A 25,068-nucleotide genomic window follows, 5' to 3' on the forward strand; every position below is an offset into this window, starting at 1 on the left:
GTCAGCTTTCCCGTTGTGCCTCGTTCTCCTCCTCAACCATATCGATCTTGGCCGCTGCTTCCCGCCGTTTCAAGACCCGGTCGCGCCCGGAGACGCCGAGGAGATCGGCGATCCGCCAGATTGCATGATCTTCCATTTCGCTGCGCGCGCCGTCCGCATAGACGATGTCCCACAGCATGCCGACGAGTTCGATGCGCTGATCCTCGGAGAGGTGGCGCTTGATCTCGGAAGTGAAGCGGTAGAAGTCGATCGCCTCGCTTTCGGCGGTTTCGCCGGCCGCGACCAACGCGTTGAGAGCAGCATCGTCGAGCCTGTAGTGCTCCTTGATGATCTTGCGCATCGTGCGGCGCTCCGACGAACGGATGGCGCCGTCCGCTTCCATCACCTGAAAACAGAGCCCGATGACCGCCACGCGCGGATCGTCCTTGCCGATTCGCGCACCCGTACCCGTCAGTTCTTCGAGAAATGCTCGAAACCGTTCAATCATGCCTATGCCCACAGCCCGTGAAACCAGAACTCAGAACAGCCGAAAGCTGGCCTTGCTGCCTTCTTCCACCATACGCTCGCGCACGCCGGGATCGTCCGGCGGCCGTCCGAAGAAAGGGGCGGCCTCCTCTTCCTCGGTTTCCTCGCCCTTGGCGGGCGGAGCCGCGGGTTCTTTCCGCTCGGGCAACTTTATCGGGGCAGATGTAGGGGTTGGGCGTTCCGCTTCCAGCACAGGCTGGCTTTCTTCGGACCTGGTCGCCGCCGGGGCTGCCGGCGCGGTCGCCTGCTGGTCGGGTGCGACCGGAGGCAGGCTGCGGATTGCATCGTCGGGGTCGAGACGACCGTCCTCGGTCGCGCCGGCAAGCGGCGAGGGGGGTGCCTTCCATTCGAAAGCGTCGAGCCTTCCGCTGACCGGCGAGACCGGCAGCCAGGTCGGCGAGGTCACGCCATCGGCGGTCCAGGCCGGGTCGCGCGGGCTTCTGAGCGCCTGTGCCATCCAGTGGCGGATGCGGCCCTCGTCACCGGTATCGGCCTCCTCGATATCGGCAAGCAGCAGGAAGACGCTCTCGCTCGGCGCCAGTCGGGCGGCGGCTTCGGCCTTGGTTCGGGCGAGCTCCAGTTCGCGCGCCTCAAGCGCTGCCTCCGCGACCGTTGCAAGGCTAACCGCATTGTTGCCGCGCAGAGTTTCGAGCCTTTTGGCGCGCTTCAACCGGTCGACGGCGGAATCGCCGCCGCGCGCCCGGACGTAAAGCCGGGCCACTTCCGGATGGGGCTCCTGTTTCCAGATCTTCTCGAGGATCGAGGCGCCCTTGCGCAAACTGTCCTCGCGAAACAGCGCCTTGGCGGCGACGAGCGCTGCCGGCACCAGCCGGTCGTCGAGCTTCAACGCGGCGAGCGCGTCGTCGCGGGCGGCTTTCGGATCGGCCTCCAGCCTGCCCGCCGCCCGCGCGGTGAGGAGCACGGCCTTCTTCCGGTTCGCTTCCTTCTTGTCGAGGACATTGGCGGCGCGGCTCTGGTCGAGAAGACGGATCGCCTCGTCCCACTGGCCCGCCTGGCTGCGCTGGTCGAGGGTCGCGAGCGTCGCCCAGGAGAGGTGCGGCGCCTTTTCGGCAGCCCGTTCGGCATATTGGCGGGCAGCCTCGTTGGCGCCCAGCCGCTTGGCTTCGAGATAGAGGCCGCGCAGGCCCAGCTCGCGCGTCTCCTCGTCATCCGCCATAAGCTCGAATTTCCTGCGCGCGTCGTCGTACTTGCCTTCGATCAGCGCCGTCTGCGCTTCCAAGAGATGGATGAGCGGCTCCTGGTCGACGCGGATCAGGCCCCGCGCGCGGCCCGCCATCTTGCGCGCCAGCACTGCGTCGCCGGCCCCTGCAGCGATCAGTCCGGTCGAGAGCGCCTGGTAGCCGCGGTCGCGCTTGCGGGCGCGGAAGTAGCGCGTCACGGTATGGGGCGAAAGCCAGATCGTGCGGATCAGCCAGACAACGATCAGCAGCGCGGCGACGAGCGATATCAGGATGGTGGCGGCGCGCATCAGGCTCATCTCGATGCGCTGGCCCTGCCAGATCAGCGACAGCTCTCCCGGCCGGTCGGCGAGCCAGCCAAAGCCGAGGGCGAGCGCGAGGACGAGCAGGATGAAGAACAGTATCCGGACCATGTAGTCTTCTTCCCTTATCCCTGTGTGCCGCTTTGCGTCATGGTCGCCGCCACGGCCGCGTCGATGGCCGTCTCGACACGCAGTCGCCGGTCGAGCTTCGCCTTGAAATCCTGTCCGGCGGCTTTCGCCGGCTCGGGAAGGCTTTCCCATTCGAGCGACGCCCCTTTGAGGTCACCATTGTTGAGCTTGTCCTCGACGCGGGCGATCACAGCCTCCGGCGTGTCGCCTTCGACGCTGCCGACCGGCCGGACGCGAATGCCGGACATGGCGCTCGAATAAAGCCGGGCAAGGATGCCCTCGTTCGGGTCAGGCTGATGAAGCGCGTCGAGCATTGCCGTAGCCGCTGCCGGAAATGCACTGCGCAGATCCGAACGCGTCGCCACGCCTGTCTTGGCGTCCTCGGCAAGTTCCTTCACCGCTGTGTCTTCCGGCGCAATGCTGCGCAGCGCGTCGAGTTCGGCGAGGAAGGGTCCGCCCCGATCGATCGCGGTCTTCAGTGCGGTGACGGCGACGGCTTTCGCCATCTCGATGTCGTTGACCGGTTCGTTGAGCTTCTGCTCCGCCTGATCGATACGGCCGGCGAGTTCGGCCTTGGCGGCATCCGCCGATTGCCGGGCGTCGGCAAGCTCGGTTTTCAACGCCGCGATTTCCTTGGTGAGGTTGGCGACTTGGGCTTCGAGTGCCGTGACATCGGGTGCATTCGTGCCGGAAGGCGCCTCTGCCGCCTGTTCCAGTGCGGCAAGGCGGCTTTCCAGGGGAGCGATGTCGACTGCCGCGGCCGGGGCAGCCGGGCGCGATTGAAGCTCGGCCTTGATCGCCTCGATTTCGCTCGTCAGATTCTGCTCGACCGATCCGCTGCCGCGATCCGGTACGGGTGCCGGTACATAGCCGGCATATTGCAGCACGCCAGCGCCGAGAAGCGCGATGAGACCGCCGAGGATGCCGGCGGCAAGCGCCCCGGCGCTCGTCGCCTGCTTTCTCTTCGGCTCGGCCACCGTGGCGGTGCTCAGATGAGGGGGCTCCTCGTCGAACGCGGCGGCGGCCGCATCGGCACGCTCCTCTTCCGTCTCCGTCTCCGTCTCCGCCTCTTCCTCTACGGCCTTGCCCTCCTCGGCGTCGCCCAGCGCCGTTTCGGTCGCGTCCGGCGCCGCTGTCGCCGAAATCTCCGCCGGCTCGTCAGTTACCGGCTCCCGGCTGGCGATTGATTCCGTTTCCTCGGTGACGGTTCTCTCCGCTTCGAGGTCGATCGTCAGCGGTTCCTTCTCCGGTTGCGAGCGGCGCGGCGGCTTTTCCGATACCATGATGACCTCTTTACCGTTCTGTCGGGCTCTCAAAGCCAAACCTAGTCAGGGAAGCTCGACAGGGAAAGTCCCTGTATCCCGTTTTTGCGGCATTTGCCCTAGATGACCTCACCGGCGCCACGGAAGTCGGCGGAGAATCGGCGCCGTCTTTGCTGATCCCGTCTCAAAGGAGGCTCAACAGGCTTTCCTCGTCGGGCGCGGCCGCGACGTGGGATTCAGCACCGGCCGGCAGAGCCTCTTTGACAGCGGTGCTCAGGCAGAGGTAACGCACGGAGAAACCGGCACAATCAATTCCGCTCTCGCGCATCAGCGCGACAAGAAGCCGGGCCGTTTCGCGCGAGTAGAGCAGCACCGCGTCAAAGGGACTGGACTGAGCGAGCGCGGCCAACGTTTCCGGCCCGTGGCCCACAGGGCTCATCCGGTAAACTTCGACGGTCACATGATCGATCGCCCGCTCCCGCAGCGCATGCTCGAAACCATCGGCGCGCGGCAAGCCGGCGAAATAAAGAAGAGAACCCGTCTGCGGGCCGAGAAAGCCGGCAACCGTCTCGGCGAGCGCTTCGCCCGTTCCTGCCCCGACCCGGATATCATTGAAGCCGAGCTCGGCGGCGGCGCGTGCCGTCGCCTCGCCGACGGCGAAAAGCGGTGTCGTGAGATGCGCTTCAAGTGCGGAACCGAGTCCGGCCAGGACACGGACGGCCTCCGCGCTGGTCACGGCAATCGCGTCATGAGGCCGCTCGAAACCGGCGCGCACCGCGGCGGCAAAATGCTGGGCCTGCATCATCGGCAGGACGACCGGCTGGTGTCCCATCGCTTCAAGTTTCAGCGCTGTGCTTTCGGCTGCCGGGTGGGGTCGGGTGACGAGCACGCGCATCGCTCAGGTCCAGCTCGAAAAGAATCCTGGCCCCGCCTCGTCGCGGATCTGTTCGCCGGCTTTGCGCCCAAGTTCTGCCGCGTCCGCCGCCTTGCCGTCGATTTCGACGCGATGCGACTTGGTGCCGTCTGGCGTCAGGATCATGCCAGAAAAGTGGATGTGTGCGCCGTCCGACTGGCCGTAGCCGGCAATCGGCGTGCGGCAGGAGCCGTCGAGCGTTGCCAGGAAGCCGCGTTCGCAGGCGACCGCCTCATGGGTGCGCGGGTCGTCGATTGCCGCGAGCAGCGTGTTGATGCGGTCGTCGCCGACGCGGCTTTCGATGCAGATCGCGCCCTGGGCCGGTGCCGGCGGAAACTCCTTGGGATCGAGCAGTTCGGTCGGCACGTCGGTCATGCCGAGCCGCCTCAGACCGGCATAGGCGAGCAGCGTGCCGTCGACCTGGCCCTCGGCGAGCTTGCGCAGCCGCGTTTCGACCTGGCCGCGATAGGTGATGACATTGATATCCGGCCTCAGCCGGCGGATCAGCGCCTGTCGGCGCAGCGACGAGGAGCCGACGGTGGCACCCTCAGGCAGCTCGACGAGCCTTGGAGCGGTTCGCCCCACGAAGGCGTCGCGGATGTCCTCGCGCGGCAGGAAGGCGGAGAGGAACAGCCCGTCCGGCAGCTTCGTCGGCATGTCCTTCGACGAATGGACGGCGAAATCGAGGTCGCCCGAGAGAAGCTGCTGCTCGAGCTCTTCGGTGAACAGGCCCTTGCCGCCGATCTCGGCAAGCGGCCGGTCGGTGATCCGGTCGCCCTTGGTCGACAGCACGACGACCTCGAACATTTCCGGCGGCAGCCCATGGGCGGCGGCCAGACGGTCGCGCGTCTCACGGGTCTGGGCGAGCGCCAGCGGGCTGCCGCGCGTGCCGATGCGGAAAGGTTTTGTTTGCATCCTTGGCCATCCGTTGTTACTGCATGGTTCCTTAAATCGGAATCGATTTAAGGACAAAACCATGCAGCACTTCAAAGCGTTACAGCGTCCTTTGTGCGTCTGAAAGACGCACGGCGCTGTATCAGGTTCGTGTACCCACCTTTCCAGGTGTCCGCAATCTTTGAGTATACCACGTCATGTCCCCGCCTTTGCGCATCCTCGGCATTGAGACAAGCTGCGACGAGACCGCGGCTTCCGTCGTGTTGCGTGAGGAAAAGGGTAGCGGCCGGATCCTCGGCGACGTGGTGCTGAGCCAGCTTGAAGAGCATAGCGCCTATGGCGGCGTCGTGCCGGAGATTGCCGCCCGCGCTCATGTCGAGGCGCTGGACACGCTGATCGAGGAAGCGCTCCTGCGCGCCGGCGTGACGCTCAAGGACATCGATGCGATCGCTGCGACAAGTGGTCCCGGCCTGATCGGCGGTCTGATCGTCGGGCTGATGACCGGCAAGGCGATCGCCCGGGCGACGGGCAAGCCGCTCTACGCCGTCAATCACCTCGAAGGCCATGCGCTGACGGCGCGGCTGACGGACGGGCTTTCCTTCCCCTATCTGATGCTGCTCGTCTCGGGCGGCCACACGCAGCTGATCCTGGTCAAGGCGGTCGGCGACTACGAGCGCTGGGGCACGACCATCGACGACGCGCTCGGCGAGGCCTTCGACAAGACGGCAAAGCTGCTCGGCCTTCCCTATCCGGGCGGGCCGGCCGTTGAGCGGGCGGCCAGGACGGGCGATCCCGCGCGTTTCGACTTTCCCCGGCCGCTCGTCGGCGATGCCCGGCTCGATTTCTCCTTCTCCGGGCTGAAGACCGCGGTCCGCCAGGCGGCGCAATCGATCGAACCGGTCGAGGAACAGGACATCGCCGACATCTGCGCCTCGTTCCAGCGCGCCATCGCGCGGACGCTCAAGGATCGCGTCGGCCGCGGGCTGACGCGGTTCAAGACCGAATATGCGTCGGTCGTGGGGCCGGCGCTTGTCGTTGCCGGAGGTGTCGCCGCCAACCAGATGCTCAGGTCGACGCTGCAGGCGCTTTGCGATGCGCACGGCTTTCGCTTCGTCGCGCCGCCGCTGCAGCTTTGCACGGACAATGCGGCGATGATCGCCTGGGCGGGGGCCGAACGCCTGGCGGCCGGCCTGCCGGCCGACGGTCTCGATGTCGCGCCGCGTTCCCGCTGGCCGCTCGACACCCGGGCACAGGCTTTGATCGGCTCCGGCAAGCGCGGCGCCAAGGCATGACGGACAGAAGATGAGTGATAATCCAACGATCGTGCCAAAGATCGTCGTTGTCGGTGCGGGCGCTTTCGGGACGGCCCTTGCGGCGGTGGCGGCGGCAAGCGCCAATGCGGATGTGACGCTGCTGTCGCGCCGTGAGGAAGTGGCGGCGGAATGCCGGCTGACCGGCCGCAACGAAAGGGCCTTGCCCGGCATCGCGCTGCCGGCCGGGCTTGCCTTTTCCGCCGACGCCGCCGCACTTGCGGGAGCAGGTATCGTGCTCTTCGCCATGCCGTCGCAGGAGCACCGGAGCGCAGCGCAGACCTATGGCGCAGCGATCGGCGCCGATGCGACGATCGTCACCTGCGCCAAGGGGATGGAGCAATCGACCGGCAGGCTCCTGACCGAACTGCTTGAAGAGGAATTGCCGGGTCACCGGATCGGCGTCCTCTCGGGACCTGGCTTTGCCGCCGACATCGCCAAGGGTCTGCCGACCGCGATGGTGGTCGCCGCGCCCGACATGGCCGTTGCGACGGAACTGGCCGAAGCGCTTTCCGGACCGACCTTCCGGCTCTACCCGTCGACCGACCGCATCGGTGTCCAGCTCGGCGGCGCGCTGAAAAACGTGCTGGCGATTGCCTGCGGCATCGTCGAAGGGGCGGGGCTCGGCGATTCGGCCCGCGCCGCGCTGATCTCGCGCGGCCTTGCGGAAATGTCACGCTTCATCGCCGCGAGAGGCGGCGAGGCCGATACGGTGCGCGGCCTTTCGGGTCTCGGCGACCTGGTGCTGACGGCGACCAGCCACCAGTCCCGCAACCTGCGCTTCGGCATAGCACTCGGCCAGAACGGCCGCGCCAACGGGCGCGGCGGTGAGCTCGTTGAGGGCGCCTTTGCCGCCTCGGTCGCGGCGCGCGTGGCAAAGGACCTCGGCATCGAGATGCCGGTCACCGAGGCGGTCGCCGCCATCATTGACGGCCGGCTCGATGTCCGCACCGCTCTCGAACAATTGATGTCGCGGCCCATCACCCAGGAATAATCCCTTCAGGAGGAACCATGCTCTTCGCACTTCTATGCACGGATAAGCCGGGCGCCCTGCAACTGAGGCTCGATACCCGTCCGGACCATCTCGCCTATCTCAATGAGCTAAACGCCAAGGGTATCCTGAAGATCGCCGGCCCGTTCCTCGGCGAGGACGGCAAGCCGACGGGAAGCCTGGTGATCGTCAAGGCCGAGACGATCGACGAGGCCAAGGCGATCGCCGACGCCGACCCCTATGCCAAGGCGGGCCTCTTCGCCAATGTCGAGATCAAGGCCTACAGCTGGGTCTTCAACAATCCGGAGGCTTGAGGGGCGATGGCGCACTGGCTCTATAAATCCGAACCGAACAAATGGTCCTGGCAGATGCAGAAGGATGCCGGCAAGAAGGGCACCGAATGGACCGGCGTGCGCAACTATCTGGCGCGCAACAACATGCGGGCAATGAAGATCGGCGACAGGGGCTTCTTCTATCATTCCAACGAGGGGCTGGAGATCGTCGGCATCACCGAGGTCTGCGCACTCTCGCATCCGGATTCGACGGCCGAGGGTGACGCCCGCTGGGACTGCGTCGATATCCGCGCCGTGATCGACATGCCGCGCCCTGTCTCCTTGAAGGAGATCAAGGAAAACCCGAAGCTCGCCAGGATGTCGCTGGTGACCTCGATGCGCCTTTCCGTCCAACCGGTGACGGACGACGAGTGGATCGAGGTCTGCCGCATGGGCGGGCTCGACAATCCGCCGAAGTAGTTTTGTCTTTCCGCGTGATTTATCCGAAAACCGGTTCCCACTTTTCGGATCACGCTTGAGAGTCCCCGTTTGAAAACCGATCCGGAAAGCTTCATTCGCGCCAATACCGGCATCCTGTCGCCGCCACACGTGCCGGAGATCCGCCTGCACCTCGCGAGCGAAGCGCATGACCTGTGGCTGAAGACCGAGGAGGAACTGGAGGAGATCGGCCTGCCGCCGCCCTTCTGGGCCTTCGCCTGGGCAGGTGGTCAGGGGCTCGCCCGCTATGTCCTCGATCATCCGGAGGTGGTGCGCGGCCGCCGCGTCGTCGATTTCGCCGCCGGCTCCGGCCTCGTCGCCATCGCCGCCATGCTGGCCGGCGCTGCCGAGGTTCTCGCCGTCGATATCGACCCGTGGGCGGAAACCGCCGTGCGGCTCAATGCGGAACTGAATGGCGTTTCGGTGAGCTTTCTCAGCGAGGACATCATCGGCCGCGGGCGTGCCGCCGACGTCTATCTCGCCGGTGACGTCTTCTACGACAGGGGCTTTGCCGATCTGATTCAACCATGGTTCGACGCGCTCGAGCGCTCCGGCGTCTTGGTTCTCGTCGGCGACCCCGGACGCGCCTATTGCCCGCGCGAGCGGATGACGGCGCTCGCGACCTACGAGGTTCCGGTTACCCGCGCGCTCGAGGACAGCGAGGTGAAGCGGACGACGGTCTGGCGGTTCGGGGCGGCCGGCGACGGTGCTGGCAATTGAAAAGCCGAGTGCCTCGACTCGTGGGCTAAACCCCTCCCCAACCCCTCCCCACAAGGGGGAGGGGCTCACCGGGGCCGCGCCATTTCCTCCTCCACGTTCACGTTTCCGCGCGGCGAAACGGTTAAAAAATGGCAGGTTGTCGCAGCGACCGCCGAGCCCCTCCCCCTTGTGGGGAGGGGTTGGGGAGGGGTGAACTGGGATTGGTGAACTTGACCGGCGCGTCGGCTCCCCTACGGCCGGACGACACAGACGCCCTGCTCCCACGAGCAGGCGCTGTCGTCGGTCTGCGGCGAGACGACGATGATCTTCGGGCTCTCCGCCGGCGGCACTGTCTCGAGGCCGTCCCCGGCGAAAGAGGAATAGCTGCCGGCCTGCCTGAAATAGATGCCGTTGCCCGGCTGCTGGTAGGCCGAAAGGTTGCCGGCATAGGTGCCGAGGCCCGGGATTCCGGACGGAAAGTCATAGCTGCCGTCGATTTCGCCGCTATACCTGCCTGCCCGGTAGTTCCCTCCGTAGATGAATATGACGCGGCCGCGATTGTGGTCTCGTCGGGCAAAATGAGAGGGCCAGTGCTTCCGCCGGATATGGCGGGTGCGGGTTTGAACATCGCCCAGGCCACCCGTCTCGAAAGACGAGAAGTCATCGATGCTTGATTTGACGGAGCGGTGGCGCCGATGGCCGGCGAAATGACGGCGATAATCGTGTGCCTTGCGCCACGCGTGGTGTGGGGGGCGATGCTTGAGCCGGACATGGCGCACGCGCGTCTCCACTTGCGGCAGGCAGTTACCGCTTCCGGCTGTCGCAGGCAGGCCGACCGGCATCGCCAGGGTGAAGGCCAGGAGTAGAACTTTGGTCGCATGGACCCCGCGCAACAGATTCATTCTGCCATGCCCTTTGGATGCGGTTAACGAATTGTTAACTGCATCCTGATGCAAGCGCAGCCAAATGTCACGGATTCGATTGGCTTTTCCGGCCTTATCGTTAACGGCCGGATGTCTCCGGCAGGCCGGAAAATGCCGCTTTTCGTCTAATCGATTTTATTTATTTTGCACTGCAAACATACTTGTCGTTAAGCAATATGGTGATTAAAGGTCCGAATGACTGAATTGCGCACAATCGGGTGCGATACCGGATTAGAATAGTCTAGTTTAAGGGCGAGGAATCCGGTCATTTCGTGAGGTTCCGATGACGGATGTCACAAGAAGCCGGCCGCTCTCGCCGCATCTTCAAATCTACAAACCGATCCCCACCATGGTCATGTCGATCATGCACCGCATCACCGGCGGCGCACTCTATTTCGGCACGATCCTGGTCGCCTGGTGGTTGATCGCCGCCGCCTCGGGCGCGGCCTATTACGACTGGGTGAGCTGGCTGTTCGGCACGCTGATCGGCAAGCTCGTCCTCTTCGGCTACACCTGGGCGCTGATGCACCACATGCTGGGCGGCCTGCGGCATCTCGTCTGGGACCTCGGCTACGGCTACGAAAAACATTTCGCGACGAAGATGGCCAAGGCGACGCTCGCCGGATCGGTGACGCTGACGCTCGTCATCTGGATCATCGGTTCTCTGCTTCGCTGACGAGGGAAATACCATGGATATGCGCACACCCCTCGGCAAGGTTCGCGGCCTCGGCTCGGCCAAGGAAGGCACGGACCACTTCTGGCGCCAGCGCCTGACGGCCGTTTCCAATCTTCCGCTCTTGATCTTCTTCGTCTTCTTCGTCGCCCGCTATGCCGGTGCGCCGTATCCGGAAGTCGTCGCTGCCCTCGCCAATCCCTTCGTCGCGGTGATCATGGGCCTCGTCGTGACCTCCGCACTCATCCACATGCGGATCGGCATGCAGGTCATCGTCGAGGACTACGTTCATGCGGAGGGCGTCAAGATCGCGCTTCTCATGCTCAATACATTCTTTGCGATCGCGATCGGCGGGCTCTGTCTTTTCGCCGTCCTGAAGATCGCTTTTGCGGGGTAATTTCGTCATGGCATCGATCAGTTCACCCGCTGCAAACGGCAAGGCCTATCAATATGTCGACCACGCCTTCGACGTCGTCGTCGTCGGCGCCGGCGGCGCCGGCCTGCGCGCGACCCTTGGCATGGCCGAGCAGGGCCTCAAGACCGCCTGCATCACCAAGGTCTTCCCGACCCGCTCCCACACCGTCGCCGCGCAAGGCGGCATTGCGGCTTCGCTGCAGAACATGACGCCGGACTGCTGGCAGTGGCATCTTTACGACACGGTCAAGGGCTCGGACTGGCTCGGCGACGTCGACGCCATGCAATATCTCGCCATGGAAGCGCCGAAGGCCGTCTACGAACTCGAGCATTACGGCGTGCCCTTCTCGCGCAACGAGGAAGGCAAGATCTACCAGCGGCCCTTCGGCGGCCACATGCAGAACTACGGCGAAGGCCCGCCGGTGCAGCGCACCTGCGCGGCCGCCGACCGCACCGGCCATGCGATCCTGCACACGCTCTACGGCCAGTCGCTCCGCAACAACGCCGAGTTCTTCATCGAATATTTCGCCCTCGACCTGATCATGTCGGATGACGGCCGCTGCACCGGCGTCGTCGCCTGGAACCTCGACGACGGCACGATCCATCGCTTCGCCGCGAAGATGGTGGTGCTGGCGACCGGCGGTTACGGCCGCGCCTATTTCTCGGCGACCTCGGCCCATACCTGCACCGGCGACGGCGGCGGCATGATCGCGCGCGCCGGCCTGCCGCTGCAGGACATGGAGTTCGTGCAGTTCCACCCGACCGGCATCTACGGCGCGGGCTGTCTGATCACCGAAGGGGCGCGCGGCGAGGGCGGCTATCTCGTCAACTCGGAAGGCGAGCGCTTCATGGAGCGCTATGCCCCGTCGGCCAAGGACCTGGCTTCCCGTGACGTCGTCTCGCGCTGCATGACGATGGAGATCCGAGAAGGCCGCGGCGTCGGCAAGAACAAGGACCACATCTTCCTGCACCTCGACCACCTCGACCCGGCGGTCCTGCATGAGCGCCTGCCGGGCATCTCGGAATCGGCTAAGATCTTTGCCGGCGTCGACGTGACGCGCGAACCGATCCCGGTGCTGCCGACCGTCCACTACAACATGGGCGGCATCCCGACCAATTACTGGGGCGAGGTTCTGAATGCCGATGCCCAGAACCCGGAGCGCCTGGCGCCCGGCCTGATGGCCGTCGGCGAAGCCGGCTGCGCCTCGGTACACGGCGCCAACCGCCTCGGCTCCAACTCGCTGATCGACCTCGTCGTCTTCGGTCGCGCCGCGGCGATCCGCGCCGGCCAGATCATCGACCGCAATGAGGCGGTGGCGGAGGTCGACACGGCCGCCTCGGACCGGATCATGGAGCGCTTCGACCGGCTGCGTCACGCCAGGGGCGGCACGCCGACGGCGGTGCTGCGCGACAAGATGCAGCGCGCCATGCAGGAAGACGCAGCGGTGTTCCGCACCCAGGAATCGCTCGAATCCGGCTGCCGCCGCCTGTCTGCGATCTGGAAGGAAATGCCGGACGTCAAGGTCACCGACCGCTCGATGATCTGGAACTCCGACCTCGTCGAGACGCTGGAGCTCGAAAACCTGATGGCGAACGCCATCACCACGGTCTACGGCGCCGAGGCCCGCAAGGAAAGCCGCGGAGCGCACGCCCGCGAGGACTACAAGGACGGCCCGCTCGGCGGCCGCGACGACACGAACTGGCGCAAGCACACGCTTGCCTGGGTCAACGATGCCGGCGACGTCCGGCTCGAATATCGTCCGGTTCATACCGAGCTGATCGCCGGCGGCATCGATCCGAAAAAGATCGAGCCGAAGGCGCGCGTCTACTGATCTCGAGGACTAAGGCACATGGTTGAACTCGCTCTCCCGAAGAACTCGCAGATCAACGAAGGCAAGGTCTGGCCGAAGCCGGCCGGCGCGACGAACGTGCGCGAATACCGCGTCTATCGCTGGAATCCGGACGACGGCAAGAACCCGCGGGTCGATACCTACTACATCGACATCGACGATTGCGGGCCGATGGTTCTCGACGGGCTGCTGTACATCAAGAACAACATCGATCCGACGCTGACGCTGCGCCGCTCCTGCCGCGAGGGCATCTGCGGCTCCTGCGCGATGAACATCGACGGCACCAACACGCTCGCCTGCACCAAGGGCATGGACGAGATCACGGGCTCGGTGAAGGTCTATCCGCTGCCGCACATGCCGGTCGTCAAGGACCTGGTGCCGGATCTCACCAATTTCTACGCCCAGCACCGCTCGATCGAGCCGTGGCTGAAGACGGTGTCGCCGACGCCGGCCAAGGAATGGCGGCAGAGCCACGAGGACCGCCAGAAGCTCGACGGGCTTTACGAGTGCATCCTCTGCGCCTGCTGCTCGACCTCCTGTCCGAGCTATTGGTGGAACGGCGACCGCTATCTGGGGCCCGCCGTTCTGCTGCAGGCCTATCGCTGGCTGATCGACTCCAGGGACGAGGCGACCGGCGAACGGCTCGACAACCTCGAGGATCCGTTCCGGCTCTACCGCTGCCACACGATCATGAACTGCGCCCAGGCCTGTCCGAAGGGATTGAACCCGGCCAAGGCGATCGGCGAGATCAAGAAGATGCTGGTCGAGCGCCGGTTCTGAGCGTCCAGGTTCAACAATAATCCGAATCCGACGGCGGGCTCTGAGCCCGCCGTTTGCTTATCACGGCTCTCACACCAACGTGTCGGTAATTGAATTGAAAGCGGTCGCAAGGCGCATAGGTAATAGAGGGTGGAGGGTCTCCGATGCTGCGCCTGCTTACCGGAATTGCCGTGAGCTGCCTTTTGCTGTCGCCGGCGCGGGCGGCCGAGCCGCAATATGCGATCTTCGCCGGCGGCTGTTTCTGGTGCGTCGAGAGCGACTTCGATGACGTGCCCGGCGTCGTCGAGACGATCTCCGGCTATGCGGGCGGCAAGAACGAAAACCCGACTTACGAAGACTATGCGAAGGGCGGGCACCGGGAGGTCGTGCGGATCAAGTTCGATCCCGACAAGGTCTCCTATGCGGACCTCGTCGGCGTGCTGTTCCACACGACGGACCCGACCGATGGCGCCGGCCAGTTCTGCGATCGCGGCTTCTCTTATACCACGGCGATCTACGCGCTCGACGAGCAGCAGGCGATGCAGGCCAAGGCCGAGAAGATCAAGGCCGAGGCCGAACTCGGCAGGCCGATCGTGACGCCCGTCGAAGGGGCCGCGAAATTCTGGCCTGCCGAAGACTATCATCAGGACTTCGCGGTGCGAAATCCGATCCGCTACTGGTACTACCGCAACGGCTGCGGCCGAAACCGGACAGTCGAGGCGCTTTGGGGCGAACGCGCCTATGCCGGCGTCAGCCACTGAGCCATCTCCGCGTCCTGCGAACAGTTTAGGCTCCGCCTTTACGCTGCGCATCACAAGCGTTTCCCTCGTGCAACAGCCAAGGCCGAAACGTGGTGCCTTGATCTCACAGGTGGATTTGCTGTAATTCGGCCTTTATTATCGCATTGCATCATGGTTCGCGGACAATATCGGGGGTAAAGACATGCGGGTTTTTCATGCGGCGGCGGGGCTTGTTATTGTGCTTGCGCTGACCGGATGCCAGCGGACATCCTTTGGCGGCTTCGGTTCTCAGGATGTTTCTGCCTCTCCAGCCCCCCTGCAGGCGCAACCGGTGCCATCGGTCTCGGCGGGCCAGCTTCCGGATCCGACGACGAGCACCTCGCAATTCCCGAGCGCTCCGACGGGCGCTACGCCAGCAGCCGGCGCGCCCGGGGGCACGGACGTGGCCGCCGCCACCAGCGCCCTCGACGTGACGAAGGAATCGATGGTCGGCAATTGGCGCGTTTCGAGCGCCGGCAGCTCCTGCGACATGTTCCTGACGCTGACCAATCTCGGAAGCGGCTCGCGCGGCGGCACACGCGGCTGCGCCGGCGAACTGACGGCGATGGGATCGTGGGAGGTGGCCGGCAAGCAGGTCGTGCTCAAGGATCGCAACGGCAATGCGATCGCCCGCCTCTACAAGACCGCCGATTCGCGCTTCGACGGCTCGACCAATGGCGGCCAGCCGGTCAGCCTGAGCCGCTGATCCAAACTCCGGTCCGGCTTTCCCGCCGGACCCCTGAACGGCCTGTAGCGGGGGTGGGGCTTCCGCCTGCAGCCTTAAGTCCCGCCTTTCGAAAAAGCCCCTGGCACAACCAGGTGCATCGTGCTCAATCCTGACGACAGCATTCTCCACAAGCTCGAGGCGCTCGCTGCGGCCGGCGAGCGGCAGCGTGACCCGGCTCAGCTGGCGATCGCAAGGCGGCTCGACCATCTGACGGCGGAGCTCCTTGCCAGCCGGCCTTCGCGAAAGTCCAACGCGCTCGGCTGGCTGTTCGCGGCCCGCAAGAAGGACCATGCGCCGGTCAAGGGTCTCTACATCCATGGCGGCGTGGGCCGTGGCAAGACCATGCTGATGGACATGTTCTTCGACGCCGTGCCCATCCAGCGCAAGCGGCGCGCCCATTTCCACGAGTTCATGGCGGATGTGCATGAACGCATCTACAAGCACCGGCAGAAGCTAAAGAACGGCGAGACCAAGCAGGCCGACCCGATACCCCCGGTCGCTTCGGAGCTCTTCGCCGAGGCGCGTCTCCTTTGTTTCGATGAATTCTCGGTGACCGACATTGCCGATGCGATGATCCTCGGGCGCCTTTTCGGCGAGCTCTTCGCCAAGGGCTGCGTCCTCGTGGCGACCTCGAACGTGGAGCCGTCCGAGCTTTATCGCGACGGGCTCAACCGCGGGCTCTTCCTGCCTTTCATCGACCTGTTGAAAGCCAATACCGAGATCATCTCGCTCGACACCGATACCGATTATCGCCTTCGCAAGACCGAGGGAAATCCCGTCTGGCTGTCGCCGCTCGGACCGGACACGGAAGCCGGGATGGATCGCGCCTGGTATGTCGCGACCGGCGGCGCGCCCGCCACCTCGGCGGAGATCGGCCGGAAGGGCCGCAAGATCCGCGTGCCGGCCGCCGTCGGTCATTGCGCCCGCTTTTCCTTCGCCGATCTCTGCGCCCAGCCGCTCGGAGCGGCCGACTATCTCGCCATATTGTCGCAATACAGGACGGTCTTCGTCGACCACGTTCCGAATCTCGGTCCGCATGTGCGCAACGAAACGAAGCGCTTCATCATCCTGGTCGATGCGCTCTACGACCAGGGCGCCCGCCTTTTCGCCTCTGCTGCCGCCGAGCCGGAGCGGCTTCTGACAGCCAAAAAAGGTACCGAGGGATTCGAATTCGATCGTACGGTTTCACGTCTCATCGAGATGCAGAGCGAGGAATATGCCGCCCAACATATTGAAAATACGGCCGTTCGATGACGCGACGATGACGAATACTCTTACCTTTACGTAAGAATTTTATCATCTAACCGATTGAATTTGCTTCGTCGAAAACTATCGATTGATATTTTACCATTTGCCGTTTAAGGGCTTTTTCGCGAAGGTTTGGCGTTTGCCGCGTTTCAGGCCTCGATCATGGATCACAAAGGAAGCACTTTCATGGCGCGCAACAAGATCGCACTTATTGGTTCAGGGATGATTGGTGGCACGCTGGCGCATCTCGCCGGCCTCAAGGAACTGGGCGACATCGTCCTGTTCGATATCGCCGACGGCATCCCCCAGGGTAAGGGCCTCGACATCGCCCAGTCCTCGCCGGTCGAAGGCTTCGACGCTTCGCTGACGGGTGCCAGCGACTATGCGGCGATCGAGGGTGCCGACGTCTGCATCGTCACCGCCGGTGTTCCGCGCAAGCCCGGCATGAGCCGCGACGATCTGCTCGGCATCAACCTGAAGGTCATGGAACAGGTCGGCGCCGGCATCAAGAAATATGCTCCGAACGCCTTCGTCATCTGCATCACCAACCCGCTCGACGCCATGGTCTGGGCGCTGCAGAAGTTCTCGGGCCTGCCGAAGAACAAGGTCGTCGGCATGGCGGGTGTGCTCGACTCCTCGCGCTTCCGCCTGTTCCTCGCCCAGGAATTCAACGTTTCGGTCCAGGACATCACCGCGTTCGTTCTCGGTGGCCATGGCGACACGATGGTGCCGCTCGCCCGCTACTCGACCGTTGCCGGCATTCCGCTGACCGATCTCGTACAGATGGGCTGGGTCACCAAGGATCGCCTCGAGGAAATCATCCAGCGCACCCGTGACGGCGGCGCGGAGATCGTCGGCCTCCTGAAGACCGGCTCGGCCTATTACGCACCGGCGGCTTCCGCGATCGAGATGGCCGAAGCCTACCTCAAGGACAAGAAGCGCGTGCTTCCCTGCGCGGCGCATCTCTCCGGCCAGTACGGCGTCAAGGACATGTATGTCGGCGTGCCGACGGTCATCGGCGCCGGCGGCGTCGAGCGGATCATCGAGATCGACCTCAACAAGGGCGAGAAGGAAGCCTTCGACAAGTCGGTCGCGGCCGTCGCCGGCCTTTGCGAAGCCTGCATCGGCATTGCGCCCAGCCTGAAGCAGTAATCGCGTCCCGTTGAGCGGATGCCGGCATCCGCTCAACCTCTTTGTTTTTGCCGCATTTGTGCGACGGCAGGTGTTTCACCTGTCTGCAGAATGCTCCAGACAGGATAATCACCATGAACATTCATGAATATCAGGCCAAGGCTCTCTTGAAGAGCTATGGCGCACCGGTCGCGGAAGGCGTCGCGATCTTCTCCGCCGACGAAGCTGAGGCCGCTGCCAAGAAGCTCCCGGGCCCGCTCTACGTCGTCAAGAGCCAGATTCATGCCGGCGGCCGCGGCAAGGGCAAGTTCAAGGAACTCTCTGCCGACGCCAAGGGCGGCGTTCGTCTGGCCTTCTCGATCGATGAAGCCCAGGCTCACGCCAAGGAAATGCTCGGCAATACGCTCGTCACCGCGCAGACCGGCCCTGCCGGCAAGCAGGTGAACCGCCTCTACATCGAGGACGGCGCCGACATCGATCGCGAACTCTATCTTTCGCTGCTCGTTGACCGCTCGGTCGGCCAGATCGCCTTCGTCGTTTCGACGGAAGGCGGCATGGACATCGAGGCTGTTGCCCACGACACGCCGGAAAAGATCGTCAACGTCGCGATCAACCCGGAAGCCGGCGTCACCGAAGCCGATCTCGCCAAGCTCACCTCGGCCCTGAAGCTCGAAGGCGAAGCCAAGGCTGACGCCGAAAAGCTCTTCCCGATCCTCTACAAGGCCTTTGTCGAGAAGGACATGAGCCTGCTCGAAATCAACCCGCTGATCGTCATGAAGAATGGCCGCATGCGCGTTCTCGACGCCAAGGTGTCCTTCGACGGCAACGCCCTGTTCCGCCACGACGACATCAGGGCGCTGCGCGACGAAACCGAAGAAGACGCCAAGGAAATCGAGGCCTCCAAGTGGGACCTCGCCTATGTGGCGCTCGACGGAAACATCGGCTGCATGGTCAACGGCGCGGGTCTTGCCATGGCGACGATGGACATCATCAAGCTTTACGGCAAGGAGCCGGCGAACTTCTGCGACGTCGGCGGCGGCGCCGGCAAGGAGAAGGTCGCGGCAGCCTTCAAGATCATCACGGCCGACCCGAAGGTCGAGGGTATCCTCGTCAACATCTTCGGCGGCATCATGAAGTGCGATGTCATCGCTGAAGGTGTCGTCGCGGCCGTGCAGGAAGTCGGCCTCAAGGTACCGCTGGTCGTTCGTCTCGAAGGCACGAATGTCGAGCTTGGCAAGAAGATCCTGAACGAATCCGGCCTGGCGATCACCGCCGCCGACGATCTGGATGACGCTGCCAAAAAGATCGTCGCCGCGATCAACGGCTAACTGAAGGACCAGACCTCATGTCGATTCTCGTCAACAAAAACACCAAGGTCCTCGTTCAGGGCCTGACCGGCAAGACCGGCACCTTCCATACCGAACAGGCGCTTGCCTATTATGGCACGCAGATGGTCGGCGGCATTCACCCGAAGAAGGGCGGCGAAACCTGGACGGGTTCCAAGGGCGAAACCCTGCCGATCTTCGCGTCGGTTGCCGAAGGCCGTGAAAAGACCGGTGCGGACGCATCCGTGATCTATGTTCCGCCGGCAGGCGCCGCGGACGCGATCATCGAGGCGATCGATGCGGAAATCCCCTTCATCACCTGCATTACCGAAGGCATCCCGGTTGCCGACATGGTGCGAGTCAAGGCTCGTCTCGACCGTTCCAAGTCGCGCCTGCTCGGCCCGAACTGCCCCGGTATCCTGACGCCGGAAGAATGCAAGATCGGCATCATGCCGGGCTCGATCTTCCGCAAGGGTTCGGTCGGCATCGTCTCGCGCTCCGGTACGCTGACCTATGAAGCCGTGTTCCAGACCTCCAACGAAGGCCTCGGCCAGACGACGGCCGTCGGCATCGGCGGCGACCCGGTCAAGGGCACCGAGTTCATCGACGTGCTGGAGATGTTCCTGGCGGACGAGGCCACGACCTCGATCATCATGATCGGCGAAATCGGCGGCTCGGCCGAAGAGGATGCGGCGCAGTTCCTCATCGACGAGGCCAAGAAGGGCCGCAAGAAGCCGATGGCCGGCTTCATCGCGGGCCGTACCGCGCCGAAGGGCCGCACCATGGGTCACGCCGGCGCCGTCGTTTCCGGCGGCAAGGGCGATGCGGAATCCAAGATCGCGGCGATGGAAGCCGCCGGCATCCGCGTCTCGCCGTCGCCGGCCCGGCTCGGCAAGACGCTCGTCGAAGTGCTGAAGGGCTGACGAATTCTCCATCGGGGCGGCCATGGGTGCCACCCCGATGGAGCCACGAACGACACGATGATGAGGCTTCGGGCGAGGGCGCCACGTCCCGCTCCGACGACGCCAAGCCGGGACGGATGCGCCTGACCTATCGAGGGCCATCCTGAGCCGGGCGCCAGGCAAAACATGACCGGGACAACCCGGCATCCCAACTTCAGTCAGGAGGCGGACCCAAGTCCGCGAGAGACCATGACAAGGCAAGAGGCCAACGAGCAATTCCAGCTCACTTCGTTTCTGGACGGCGCCAACGCCGCCTATATCGAGCAGCTCTATGCACGCTATGAAGCGGACCCGTCGTCCGTTTCGGCCGAATGGCAGTCCTTCTTCAAGGCGCTTGCCGACAGGCCCGAAGATGTGGTGAAGGCGGCCAAGGGAGCCTCCTGGAAGAAGAAGAACTGGCCGATCACGCCCAATGGCGAACTCGTCTCCGCGCTCGACGGCGACTGGGGTACGGTCGAAAAGATCGTCGAGAAGAAGGTCAAGGCGAAGGCCGAGGAAGCCGCTGCGGCGACCGGCGTGCCGGTCAGCGAGTCCGAGGTTCATCAGTCGACGCGCGATTCCGTCCGCGCCATCATGATGATCCGCGCCTATCGCATGCGCGGCCACCTGCACGCCAAGCTCGACCCGCTGGGCCTTGCCGATCCGGTTGAGGATTACGACGAGCTTTCGCCGAAGACCTATGGCTTCGAAGAGAAGGATTACGACCGCAAGATCTTCCTCGACAACGTGCTCGGGCTCCAATACGGCACCGTGCGCGAGATGGTCGAGATCCTCGAGCGGACCTATTGCTCGACGATCGGCGTCGAATTCATGCACATGTCCAACCCGGAGGAGAAGGCCTGGATCCAGGAGCGGATCGAGGGACCGGACAAGGGCGTCGAATTCACGCCCGAGGGCAAGCGGGCGATCCTGCAGAAACTGATCGAGGCGGAAGGCTTCGAGCAGTTCATCGACGTCAAGTACAAGGGCACCAAGCGCTTCGGCGTCGACGGCGGTGAATCGCTGATCCCGGCGCTCGAGCAGATCATCAAGCGCGGCGGCCAGCTCGGTCTCAAGGAGATCGTCCTCGGCATGGCCCATCGCGGCCGTCTCAACGTTCTCTCGCAGGTCATGGCCAAGCCGCATCGCGCCATCTTCCACGAGTTCAAGGGCGGCTCCTATGCGCCCGACGACGTGGAAGGCTCCGGTGACGTCAAGTATCACCTCGGCGCCTCCTCCGACCGCGAGTTCGACGGCAACAAGGTGCATCTGTCGCTGACGGCGAACCCGTCGCATCTCGAAATCGTCAACCCGGTGGTCATGGGCAAGGCGCGCGCCAAGCAGGACCAGATGGCGACCGTCTTCGAAGGCGACATCATTCCGCTGCGCGAGCGCGTCAAGGTGATGCCGCTGCTCCTCCATGGCGATGCCGCCTTCGCGGGGCAGGGTGTCGTTGCCGAAATACTCGGCCTCTCCGGCCTGCGCGGCCATCGCGTCGCCGGCACCGTCCACGTCATCATCAACAACCAGATCGGCTTCACCACCAATCCGGCCTTCTCGCGCTCGTCGCCCTATCCGTCGGACGTGGCGAAGATGATCGAGGCGCCGATCTTCCACGTGAACGGCGACGATCCGGAGGCCGTCGTCTACGGCGCCAAGGTTGCGACCGAGTTCCGGATGAAGTTCCACAAGCCGGTCGTCGTCGACATGTTCTGCTATCGCCGCTTCGGCCACAATGAAGGCGACGAACCGGCATTCACGCAGCCGAAGATGTACAAGGCGATCCGCGCCCACAAGACGGTCGTCCAGCTCTATGCGGAGCGACTGATCGCCGAGGGCATCATCAGCGAGGGCGAAGTCGAGAAGATGAAGGCCGACTGGCGCGCCCATCTCGAGCAGGAGTTCGAGGCCGGCCAGTCCTACAAGCCGAACAAGGCCGACTGGCTCGACGGTGTATGGTCGGGCCTGCGCACGGCCGACAATCAGGACGAGCAGCGTCGCGGCCGGACTTCGGTGCCGATGAAGCAGCTCAAGGAAATCGGCCGCAAGCTCTCGGAGATTCCGACCGGCTTCACGGCGCACCGCACCATCCAGCGCTTCATGGAAAACCGCGCCGGCATGATCCAGACGGGTGAGGGTATCGACTGGGCAATGGCCGAAGCGCTCGCCTTCGGGACGCTCGTCACCGAGGGCACGAAGATTCGCCTGTCGGGCCAGGACTGCGAGCGCGGCACCTTCTCGCAGCGCCATTCGGTGCTCTACGACCAGGAGACAGAAGAGCGCTACATCCCGCTCGCCAACCTGTCGCCGACCCAGGCGCGCTACGAAGTCATCAATTCGATGCTCTCGGAAGAGGCGGTGCTCGGCTTCGAATACGGCTACTCGCTCGCCCGTCCCAACGCGCTGACGCTCTGGGAAGCCCAGTTCGGCGACTTCGCCAACGGCGCGCAGGTGGTCTTCGACCAGTTCGTCTCGTCGGGCGAACGCAAGTGGCTGCGCATGTCGGGCCTCGTCTGCCTGCTGCCGCACGGATACGAAGGCCAGGGACCGGAGCATTCCTCGGCCCGCCTCGAACGCTTCCTGCAGCTCTGCGCGGAAGACAACATGCAGGTCGCCAACGTCACGACGCCGGCGAACTACTTCCACATCCTGCGCCGCCAGGTGAAGCGCGATTTCCGCAAGCCGCTGGTCCTGATGACGCCGAAGTCGCTGCTGCGCCACAAGCGGGCGATCTCCAGCCTGTCGGAAATGGCCGGCGAGAGCTCCTTCCACCGCCTGCTCTGGGACGACGCCGAGGTCATCAAGGACGGCCCGATCAAGCTGCAGAAGGATTCGAAGATCCGCCGCGTCGTGATGTGCTCGGGCAAGGTCTATTACGATCTTCTCGAAGAGCGCGAGAAGCGCGGCATCGACGACATCTATCTGCTGCGCGTCGAGCAGCTCTACCCGTTCCCGGCCAAGGCGCTGATCAACGAGCTCAGCCGCTTCCGCCACGCCGAGATGGTCTGGTGCCAGGAAGAGCCGAAGAACATGGGCGCCTGGTCGTTCATCGACCCCTATCTCGAATGGGTTCTTGCCCATATCGACGCCAAGTATCAGCGGGTGCGCTACACCGGCCGTCCGGCCGCCGCTTCGCCGGCAACCGGCCTGATGTCCAAGCACATGGCGCAGCTCGCCGCCTTCCTCGAGGACGCGCTGGGGGGCTGATCGAGCCCCTCGCCGCCTGCCAATCGACAGAAACAGACATCTGATCAACGGAACTAAAATCATGGCAACTGAAATCCGCGTTCCTACCCTCGGCGAATCCGTCAGCGAAGCAACCGTTGGGACCTGGTTCAAGAAGGTCGGCGATGCGATCAAGGCCGACGAGCCGATCCTCGAGCTTGAGACCGACAAGGTGACGATCGAAGTGCCGGCGCCGGCCGCAGGTACGCTCTCGGAAATCGTCGCCCAGGCCGGTGAGACCGTCGGCCTCGGCGCGCTGCTCGGCCAGATCGCCGAAGGCGCGGGTGCTGCCGCAGCCGCCCCGGCTGCCGCCGAGAAGAAGGCCGAGCCCGCTGCCGCCGCTCCGGCCGCCGCTGCCGCACCGCAGGCCCAGTCCTCGATGCCGCCGGCTCCGGCGGCCGCCAAGCTCCTTGCCGAGAGCAACCTTTCCGCCGACCAGATCGACGGTTCCGGCAAGCGCGGCCAGGTGCTGAAGGGCGACGTGCTTGCCGCCGTCGCCAAGGGGATTTCGGCGCCGACTGCTGCCGAACCGGCCAAGGTCCAGGCGCGTGCCCCGGCGCCCGCCGAAGACGCCGTTCGCGAAGAGCGCGTCAAGATGACCCGCCTGCGCCAGACGATCGCCCGCCGGCTCAAGGACGCGCAGAACACCGCCGCGATGCTCACCACCTACAACGAGGTGGACATGAGCGCCGTCATGAGCCTGCGCAACAAGTACAAGGACATCTTCGAGAAGAAGCATGGCGTGAAGCTCGGCTTCATGGGCTTCTTCACCAAGGCGGTCACGCATGCGCTGAAGGAGTTGCCGGCTGTCAACGCCGAGATCGACGGCACCGACATCATCTACAAGAACTTCTGCCATGTCGGCGTCGCCGTCGGCACCGACAAGGGCCTTGTCGTGCCTGTCGTGCGTGACGCTGACCAGATGTCGATCGCCGAGATCGAGAAGGAAATCGGCCGTCTCGGGAAGGCGGCACGCGACGGAACGCTGTCGATGGCCGACATGCAGGGCGGCACCTTCACCATCTCCAATGGCGGCGTCTACGGTTCGCTGATGTCCTCGCCGATCCTCAATGCCCCGCAGTCGGGCATCCTCGGCATGCACAAGATCCAGGACCGGCCGGTGGCGATCGGCGGCCAGGTCGTCATCCGCCCGATGATGTATCTGGCGCTCTCCTACGATCACCGCATCGTCGACGGCAAGGAAGCCGTGACCTTCCTGGTGCGCGTCAAGGAGAGCCTCGAGGATCCGGAGCGCCTGGTGCTCGACCTCTAAGACAAGGCGGGGGCGTGAGCCCCCGTTTCTTTCTCGCCGCGCGCAACCGTCGACGCGGACCGCTCGACAGCGATGGAGCAGGAGGTTAGGGTCTGCAAGGCACGCTATGCGCGCATTCAGGCTTTTCCGGCTCCATCTTGATCTTCAACGCAACGGTGGCAACCATGAGCGCTTACCTGATCGAACTTGCATCGCTGATGGCGATCTTTTCCTTCGCCATCGTCTCGCCGGGGGCCGACCTCGCCATGGTGATGCGGCAGTCGCTGGTGCACGGGCGGCGCGCGGCGATCATCACCTCCTTCGGCGTCGGGGCGTCGCTGATGTTCCATGTCAGCTATACCGTCCTTGGCCTCGGGCTGATCATTTCGCAGTCGATCTACCTCTTCAACATCGTCAAATGGTGCGGCGTCGCTTACCTGATCTATATCGGCGTCAAGGCACTCAGGGCCGGACAGACGGAGATTTCCGTGGAGCCGGGCGAAGATGCCGGGACGCGCAGGAGCCAGTCGGCACTGAAGGCCTTCGGCCTCGGCTTTGCCGCCAATGCGCTCAACCCGAAGGCGGTGTTCTTCTTCCTGTCGATCTTTTCGACCGTCGTCAGCGCGCATACGCCGATGCTTGTGAAGTTCGGTTACGGCCTCGCCATGGCCAGCGCTCTCATCCTCTGGTTCGTCGGCGTCAGCCTGTTCATGACGACGCCGCGCATGCGCGCCGCCTTTACGCGGGCGAGCAAGTGGATCGACCGGACAAGCGGATTGGTCTTTATTGCGCTGGGCCTGAAACTCGCGACCGAAAAGGCTGCCTGA

Annotated in this window: 24 protein-coding genes; 18 read left to right on the plus strand and 6 right to left on the minus strand. The window is 64.3% G+C overall.

The genetic code is table 11. The features are described 5' to 3' along the window. Window position 1 precedes the first annotated feature (1 nt). The 5 genes from AU381_RS15005 to hemC all read right to left on the minus strand — a co-directional run bounded on the left by AU381_RS15005 (window position 2) and on the right by hemC (window position 5,245). Complete coding sequence (locus tag AU381_RS15005; RefSeq protein WP_064242531.1) at window positions 2-487, minus strand: tellurite resistance TerB family protein; 486 nt, start codon at window positions 485-487, stop codon at window positions 2-4. A gap of 30 nt (window positions 488-517) precedes the next feature. Next, window positions 518-2,137, minus strand: coding sequence for a heme biosynthesis protein HemY (locus AU381_RS15010; protein ID WP_064242532.1), 1,620 nt, complete (start codon window positions 2,135-2,137; stop codon window positions 518-520). Window positions 2,138-2,151: 14 nt separating this feature from the next. After that, a complete protein-coding gene (locus AU381_RS15015) occupies window positions 2,152-3,438 on the minus strand; it encodes a COG4223 family protein (protein ID WP_064242533.1) in 1,287 nt (428 codons plus the stop codon). Window positions 3,439-3,601: 163 nt separating this feature from the next. Further along, window positions 3,602-4,312 carry a uroporphyrinogen-III synthase gene (locus AU381_RS15020; protein WP_064242534.1) on the minus strand — a complete coding sequence of 237 codons (711 nt, stop codon included), beginning with the start codon at window positions 4,310-4,312 and terminating at the stop codon, window positions 3,602-3,604. A 3-nt stretch (window positions 4,313-4,315) separates the two neighbouring features. Continuing rightward, window positions 4,316-5,245, minus strand: a complete 930-nt coding sequence (gene hemC, locus AU381_RS15025; protein WP_064242535.1) for a hydroxymethylbilane synthase — start codon at window positions 5,243-5,245, stop codon at window positions 4,316-4,318. A 176-nt stretch (window positions 5,246-5,421) separates the two neighbouring features. Here hemC and tsaD point away from each other — a divergent pair, with 176 nt between their 5' ends. The 5 genes from tsaD (at window position 5,422) to AU381_RS15050 (ending at window position 9,015) form a co-directional block, all read left to right on the plus strand. Beyond that, window positions 5,422-6,516, plus strand: coding sequence for a tRNA (adenosine(37)-N6)-threonylcarbamoyltransferase complex transferase subunit TsaD (tsaD, locus tag AU381_RS15030; protein WP_064242536.1), 1,095 nt, complete (start codon window positions 5,422-5,424; stop codon window positions 6,514-6,516). Between the two features lie 10 nt (window positions 6,517-6,526). After that, window positions 6,527-7,528 (plus strand): NAD(P)H-dependent glycerol-3-phosphate dehydrogenase, encoded by a 1,002-nt coding sequence (locus tag AU381_RS15035; protein WP_064242537.1) that lies wholly within the window; start codon window positions 6,527-6,529, stop codon window positions 7,526-7,528. Window positions 7,529-7,545: 17 nt separating this feature from the next. Further along, window positions 7,546-7,839 carry a YciI-like protein gene (locus tag AU381_RS15040; RefSeq protein ID WP_064242538.1) on the plus strand — a complete coding sequence of 98 codons (294 nt, stop codon included), beginning with the start codon at window positions 7,546-7,548 and terminating at the stop codon, window positions 7,837-7,839. Window positions 7,840-7,845: 6 nt separating this feature from the next. Continuing rightward, window positions 7,846-8,277 carry an EVE domain-containing protein gene (locus tag AU381_RS15045; RefSeq protein WP_064242539.1) on the plus strand — a complete coding sequence of 144 codons (432 nt, stop codon included), beginning with the start codon at window positions 7,846-7,848 and terminating at the stop codon, window positions 8,275-8,277. A gap of 69 nt (window positions 8,278-8,346) precedes the next feature. Then, on the plus strand, window positions 8,347-9,015 hold the full coding sequence (locus AU381_RS15050; protein ID WP_064242540.1) for a class I SAM-dependent methyltransferase: 669 nt from the start codon (window positions 8,347-8,349) through the stop codon (window positions 9,013-9,015). A gap of 230 nt (window positions 9,016-9,245) precedes the next feature. On the opposite strand, the gene AU381_RS15055 is transcribed toward AU381_RS15050, so the two are convergent. Then, window positions 9,246-9,896 carry a hypothetical protein gene (locus tag AU381_RS15055; RefSeq protein ID WP_064242541.1) on the minus strand — a complete coding sequence of 217 codons (651 nt, stop codon included), beginning with the start codon at window positions 9,894-9,896 and terminating at the stop codon, window positions 9,246-9,248. 304 nt (window positions 9,897-10,200) lie between these two features. On the opposite strand from AU381_RS15055, the gene sdhC reads away from it, so the two are divergent. The 13 genes from sdhC (at window position 10,201) to AU381_RS15120 (ending at window position 25,068) form a co-directional block, all read left to right on the plus strand. Further along, window positions 10,201-10,593, plus strand: coding sequence for a succinate dehydrogenase, cytochrome b556 subunit (gene sdhC, locus AU381_RS15060; protein WP_064242542.1), 393 nt, complete (start codon window positions 10,201-10,203; stop codon window positions 10,591-10,593). 13 nt (window positions 10,594-10,606) lie between these two features. Continuing rightward, window positions 10,607-10,987 carry a succinate dehydrogenase, hydrophobic membrane anchor protein gene (sdhD, locus tag AU381_RS15065; RefSeq protein WP_064242543.1) on the plus strand — a complete coding sequence of 127 codons (381 nt, stop codon included), beginning with the start codon at window positions 10,607-10,609 and terminating at the stop codon, window positions 10,985-10,987. 7 nt (window positions 10,988-10,994) lie between these two features. Further along, window positions 10,995-12,836, plus strand: a complete 1,842-nt coding sequence (sdhA, locus tag AU381_RS15070; protein WP_064242544.1) for a succinate dehydrogenase flavoprotein subunit — start codon at window positions 10,995-10,997, stop codon at window positions 12,834-12,836. A gap of 18 nt (window positions 12,837-12,854) precedes the next feature. After that, window positions 12,855-13,634, plus strand: coding sequence for a succinate dehydrogenase iron-sulfur subunit (locus AU381_RS15075; protein ID WP_064242545.1), 780 nt, complete (start codon window positions 12,855-12,857; stop codon window positions 13,632-13,634). 143 nt (window positions 13,635-13,777) lie between these two features. Beyond that, window positions 13,778-14,374, plus strand: a complete 597-nt coding sequence (gene msrA / locus AU381_RS15080; protein ID WP_064242546.1) for a peptide-methionine (S)-S-oxide reductase MsrA — start codon at window positions 13,778-13,780, stop codon at window positions 14,372-14,374. A gap of 181 nt (window positions 14,375-14,555) precedes the next feature. Beyond that, window positions 14,556-15,098: a protease inhibitor Inh/omp19 family protein gene (locus tag AU381_RS15085; protein ID WP_064242547.1), complete on the plus strand. Its 543-nt coding sequence runs from the start codon at window positions 14,556-14,558 to the stop codon at window positions 15,096-15,098. Window positions 15,099-15,218: 120 nt separating this feature from the next. Continuing rightward, on the plus strand, window positions 15,219-16,373 hold the full coding sequence (gene zapE, locus AU381_RS15090; RefSeq protein WP_064242548.1) for a cell division protein ZapE: 1,155 nt from the start codon (window positions 15,219-15,221) through the stop codon (window positions 16,371-16,373). Between the two features lie 180 nt (window positions 16,374-16,553). Further along, window positions 16,554-17,519, plus strand: a complete 966-nt coding sequence (gene mdh / locus AU381_RS15095; RefSeq protein ID WP_064242549.1) for a malate dehydrogenase — start codon at window positions 16,554-16,556, stop codon at window positions 17,517-17,519. A gap of 113 nt (window positions 17,520-17,632) precedes the next feature. Next, the gene (sucC, locus tag AU381_RS15100) at window positions 17,633-18,826 is read left to right on the plus strand and encodes an ADP-forming succinate--CoA ligase subunit beta (RefSeq protein WP_064242550.1); all 1,194 of its coding nucleotides are present in this window, start codon (window positions 17,633-17,635) and stop codon (window positions 18,824-18,826) included. A gap of 17 nt (window positions 18,827-18,843) precedes the next feature. After that, window positions 18,844-19,746, plus strand: coding sequence for a succinate--CoA ligase subunit alpha (gene sucD, locus AU381_RS15105; protein ID WP_064242551.1), 903 nt, complete (start codon window positions 18,844-18,846; stop codon window positions 19,744-19,746). 228 nt (window positions 19,747-19,974) lie between these two features. Further along, window positions 19,975-22,971 carry a 2-oxoglutarate dehydrogenase E1 component gene (locus AU381_RS15110; protein WP_064242552.1) on the plus strand — a complete coding sequence of 999 codons (2,997 nt, stop codon included), beginning with the start codon at window positions 19,975-19,977 and terminating at the stop codon, window positions 22,969-22,971. A 61-nt stretch (window positions 22,972-23,032) separates the two neighbouring features. After that, a complete protein-coding gene (gene odhB, locus AU381_RS15115) occupies window positions 23,033-24,262 on the plus strand; it encodes a 2-oxoglutarate dehydrogenase complex dihydrolipoyllysine-residue succinyltransferase (RefSeq protein WP_064242553.1) in 1,230 nt (409 codons plus the stop codon). 164 nt (window positions 24,263-24,426) lie between these two features. After that, the gene (locus AU381_RS15120) at window positions 24,427-25,068 is read left to right on the plus strand and encodes a LysE family transporter (protein WP_064242554.1); all 642 of its coding nucleotides are present in this window, start codon (window positions 24,427-24,429) and stop codon (window positions 25,066-25,068) included.

It is taken from the genome of Sinorhizobium glycinis, assembly GCF_001651865.1.
Lineage (GTDB): Bacteria > Pseudomonadota > Alphaproteobacteria > Rhizobiales > Rhizobiaceae > Sinorhizobium > Sinorhizobium glycinis.

Excerpts from the sequence above, each read along its gene's own strand:
- AU381_RS15075 (WP_064242545.1), top strand. The coding sequence starts at position 12,855 with ATGGTTGAACTCGCTCTCCCGAAGAACTCGCAGATCAACGAAGGCAAG.
- AU381_RS15040 (WP_064242538.1), top strand. The coding sequence starts at position 7,546 with ATGCTCTTCGCACTTCTATGCACGGATAAGCCGGGCGCCCTGCAACTG.
- AU381_RS15005 (WP_064242531.1), bottom strand. The coding sequence starts at position 487 with ATGATTGAACGGTTTCGAGCATTTCTCGAAGAACTGACGGGTACGGGT.
- AU381_RS15110 (WP_064242552.1), top strand. The coding sequence starts at position 19,975 with ATGACAAGGCAAGAGGCCAACGAGCAATTCCAGCTCACTTCGTTTCTG.
- msrA (WP_064242546.1), top strand. The coding sequence starts at position 13,778 with ATGCTGCGCCTGCTTACCGGAATTGCCGTGAGCTGCCTTTTGCTGTCG.
- sucC (WP_064242550.1), top strand. The coding sequence starts at position 17,633 with ATGAACATTCATGAATATCAGGCCAAGGCTCTCTTGAAGAGCTATGGC.
- sdhC (WP_064242542.1), top strand. The coding sequence starts at position 10,201 with ATGACGGATGTCACAAGAAGCCGGCCGCTCTCGCCGCATCTTCAAATC.
- hemC (WP_064242535.1), bottom strand. The coding sequence starts at position 5,245 with ATGCAAACAAAACCTTTCCGCATCGGCACGCGCGGCAGCCCGCTGGCG.
- AU381_RS15015 (WP_064242533.1), bottom strand. The coding sequence starts at position 3,438 with ATGGTATCGGAAAAGCCGCCGCGCCGCTCGCAACCGGAGAAGGAACCG.
- AU381_RS15045 (WP_064242539.1), top strand. The coding sequence starts at position 7,846 with ATGGCGCACTGGCTCTATAAATCCGAACCGAACAAATGGTCCTGGCAG.
- AU381_RS15020 (WP_064242534.1), bottom strand. The coding sequence starts at position 4,312 with ATGCGCGTGCTCGTCACCCGACCCCACCCGGCAGCCGAAAGCACAGCG.
- odhB (WP_064242553.1), top strand. The coding sequence starts at position 23,033 with ATGGCAACTGAAATCCGCGTTCCTACCCTCGGCGAATCCGTCAGCGAA.
- AU381_RS15120 (WP_064242554.1), top strand. The coding sequence starts at position 24,427 with ATGAGCGCTTACCTGATCGAACTTGCATCGCTGATGGCGATCTTTTCC.
- sdhA (WP_064242544.1), top strand. The coding sequence starts at position 10,995 with ATGGCATCGATCAGTTCACCCGCTGCAAACGGCAAGGCCTATCAATAT.
- AU381_RS15085 (WP_064242547.1), top strand. The coding sequence starts at position 14,556 with ATGCGGGTTTTTCATGCGGCGGCGGGGCTTGTTATTGTGCTTGCGCTG.
- AU381_RS15010 (WP_064242532.1), bottom strand. The coding sequence starts at position 2,137 with ATGGTCCGGATACTGTTCTTCATCCTGCTCGTCCTCGCGCTCGCCCTC.
- mdh (WP_064242549.1), top strand. The coding sequence starts at position 16,554 with ATGGCGCGCAACAAGATCGCACTTATTGGTTCAGGGATGATTGGTGGC.
- tsaD (WP_064242536.1), top strand. The coding sequence starts at position 5,422 with ATGTCCCCGCCTTTGCGCATCCTCGGCATTGAGACAAGCTGCGACGAG.
- AU381_RS15055 (WP_064242541.1), bottom strand. The coding sequence starts at position 9,896 with ATGAATCTGTTGCGCGGGGTCCATGCGACCAAAGTTCTACTCCTGGCC.
- AU381_RS15035 (WP_064242537.1), top strand. The coding sequence starts at position 6,527 with ATGAGTGATAATCCAACGATCGTGCCAAAGATCGTCGTTGTCGGTGCG.
- sdhD (WP_064242543.1), top strand. The coding sequence starts at position 10,607 with ATGGATATGCGCACACCCCTCGGCAAGGTTCGCGGCCTCGGCTCGGCC.
- sucD (WP_064242551.1), top strand. The coding sequence starts at position 18,844 with ATGTCGATTCTCGTCAACAAAAACACCAAGGTCCTCGTTCAGGGCCTG.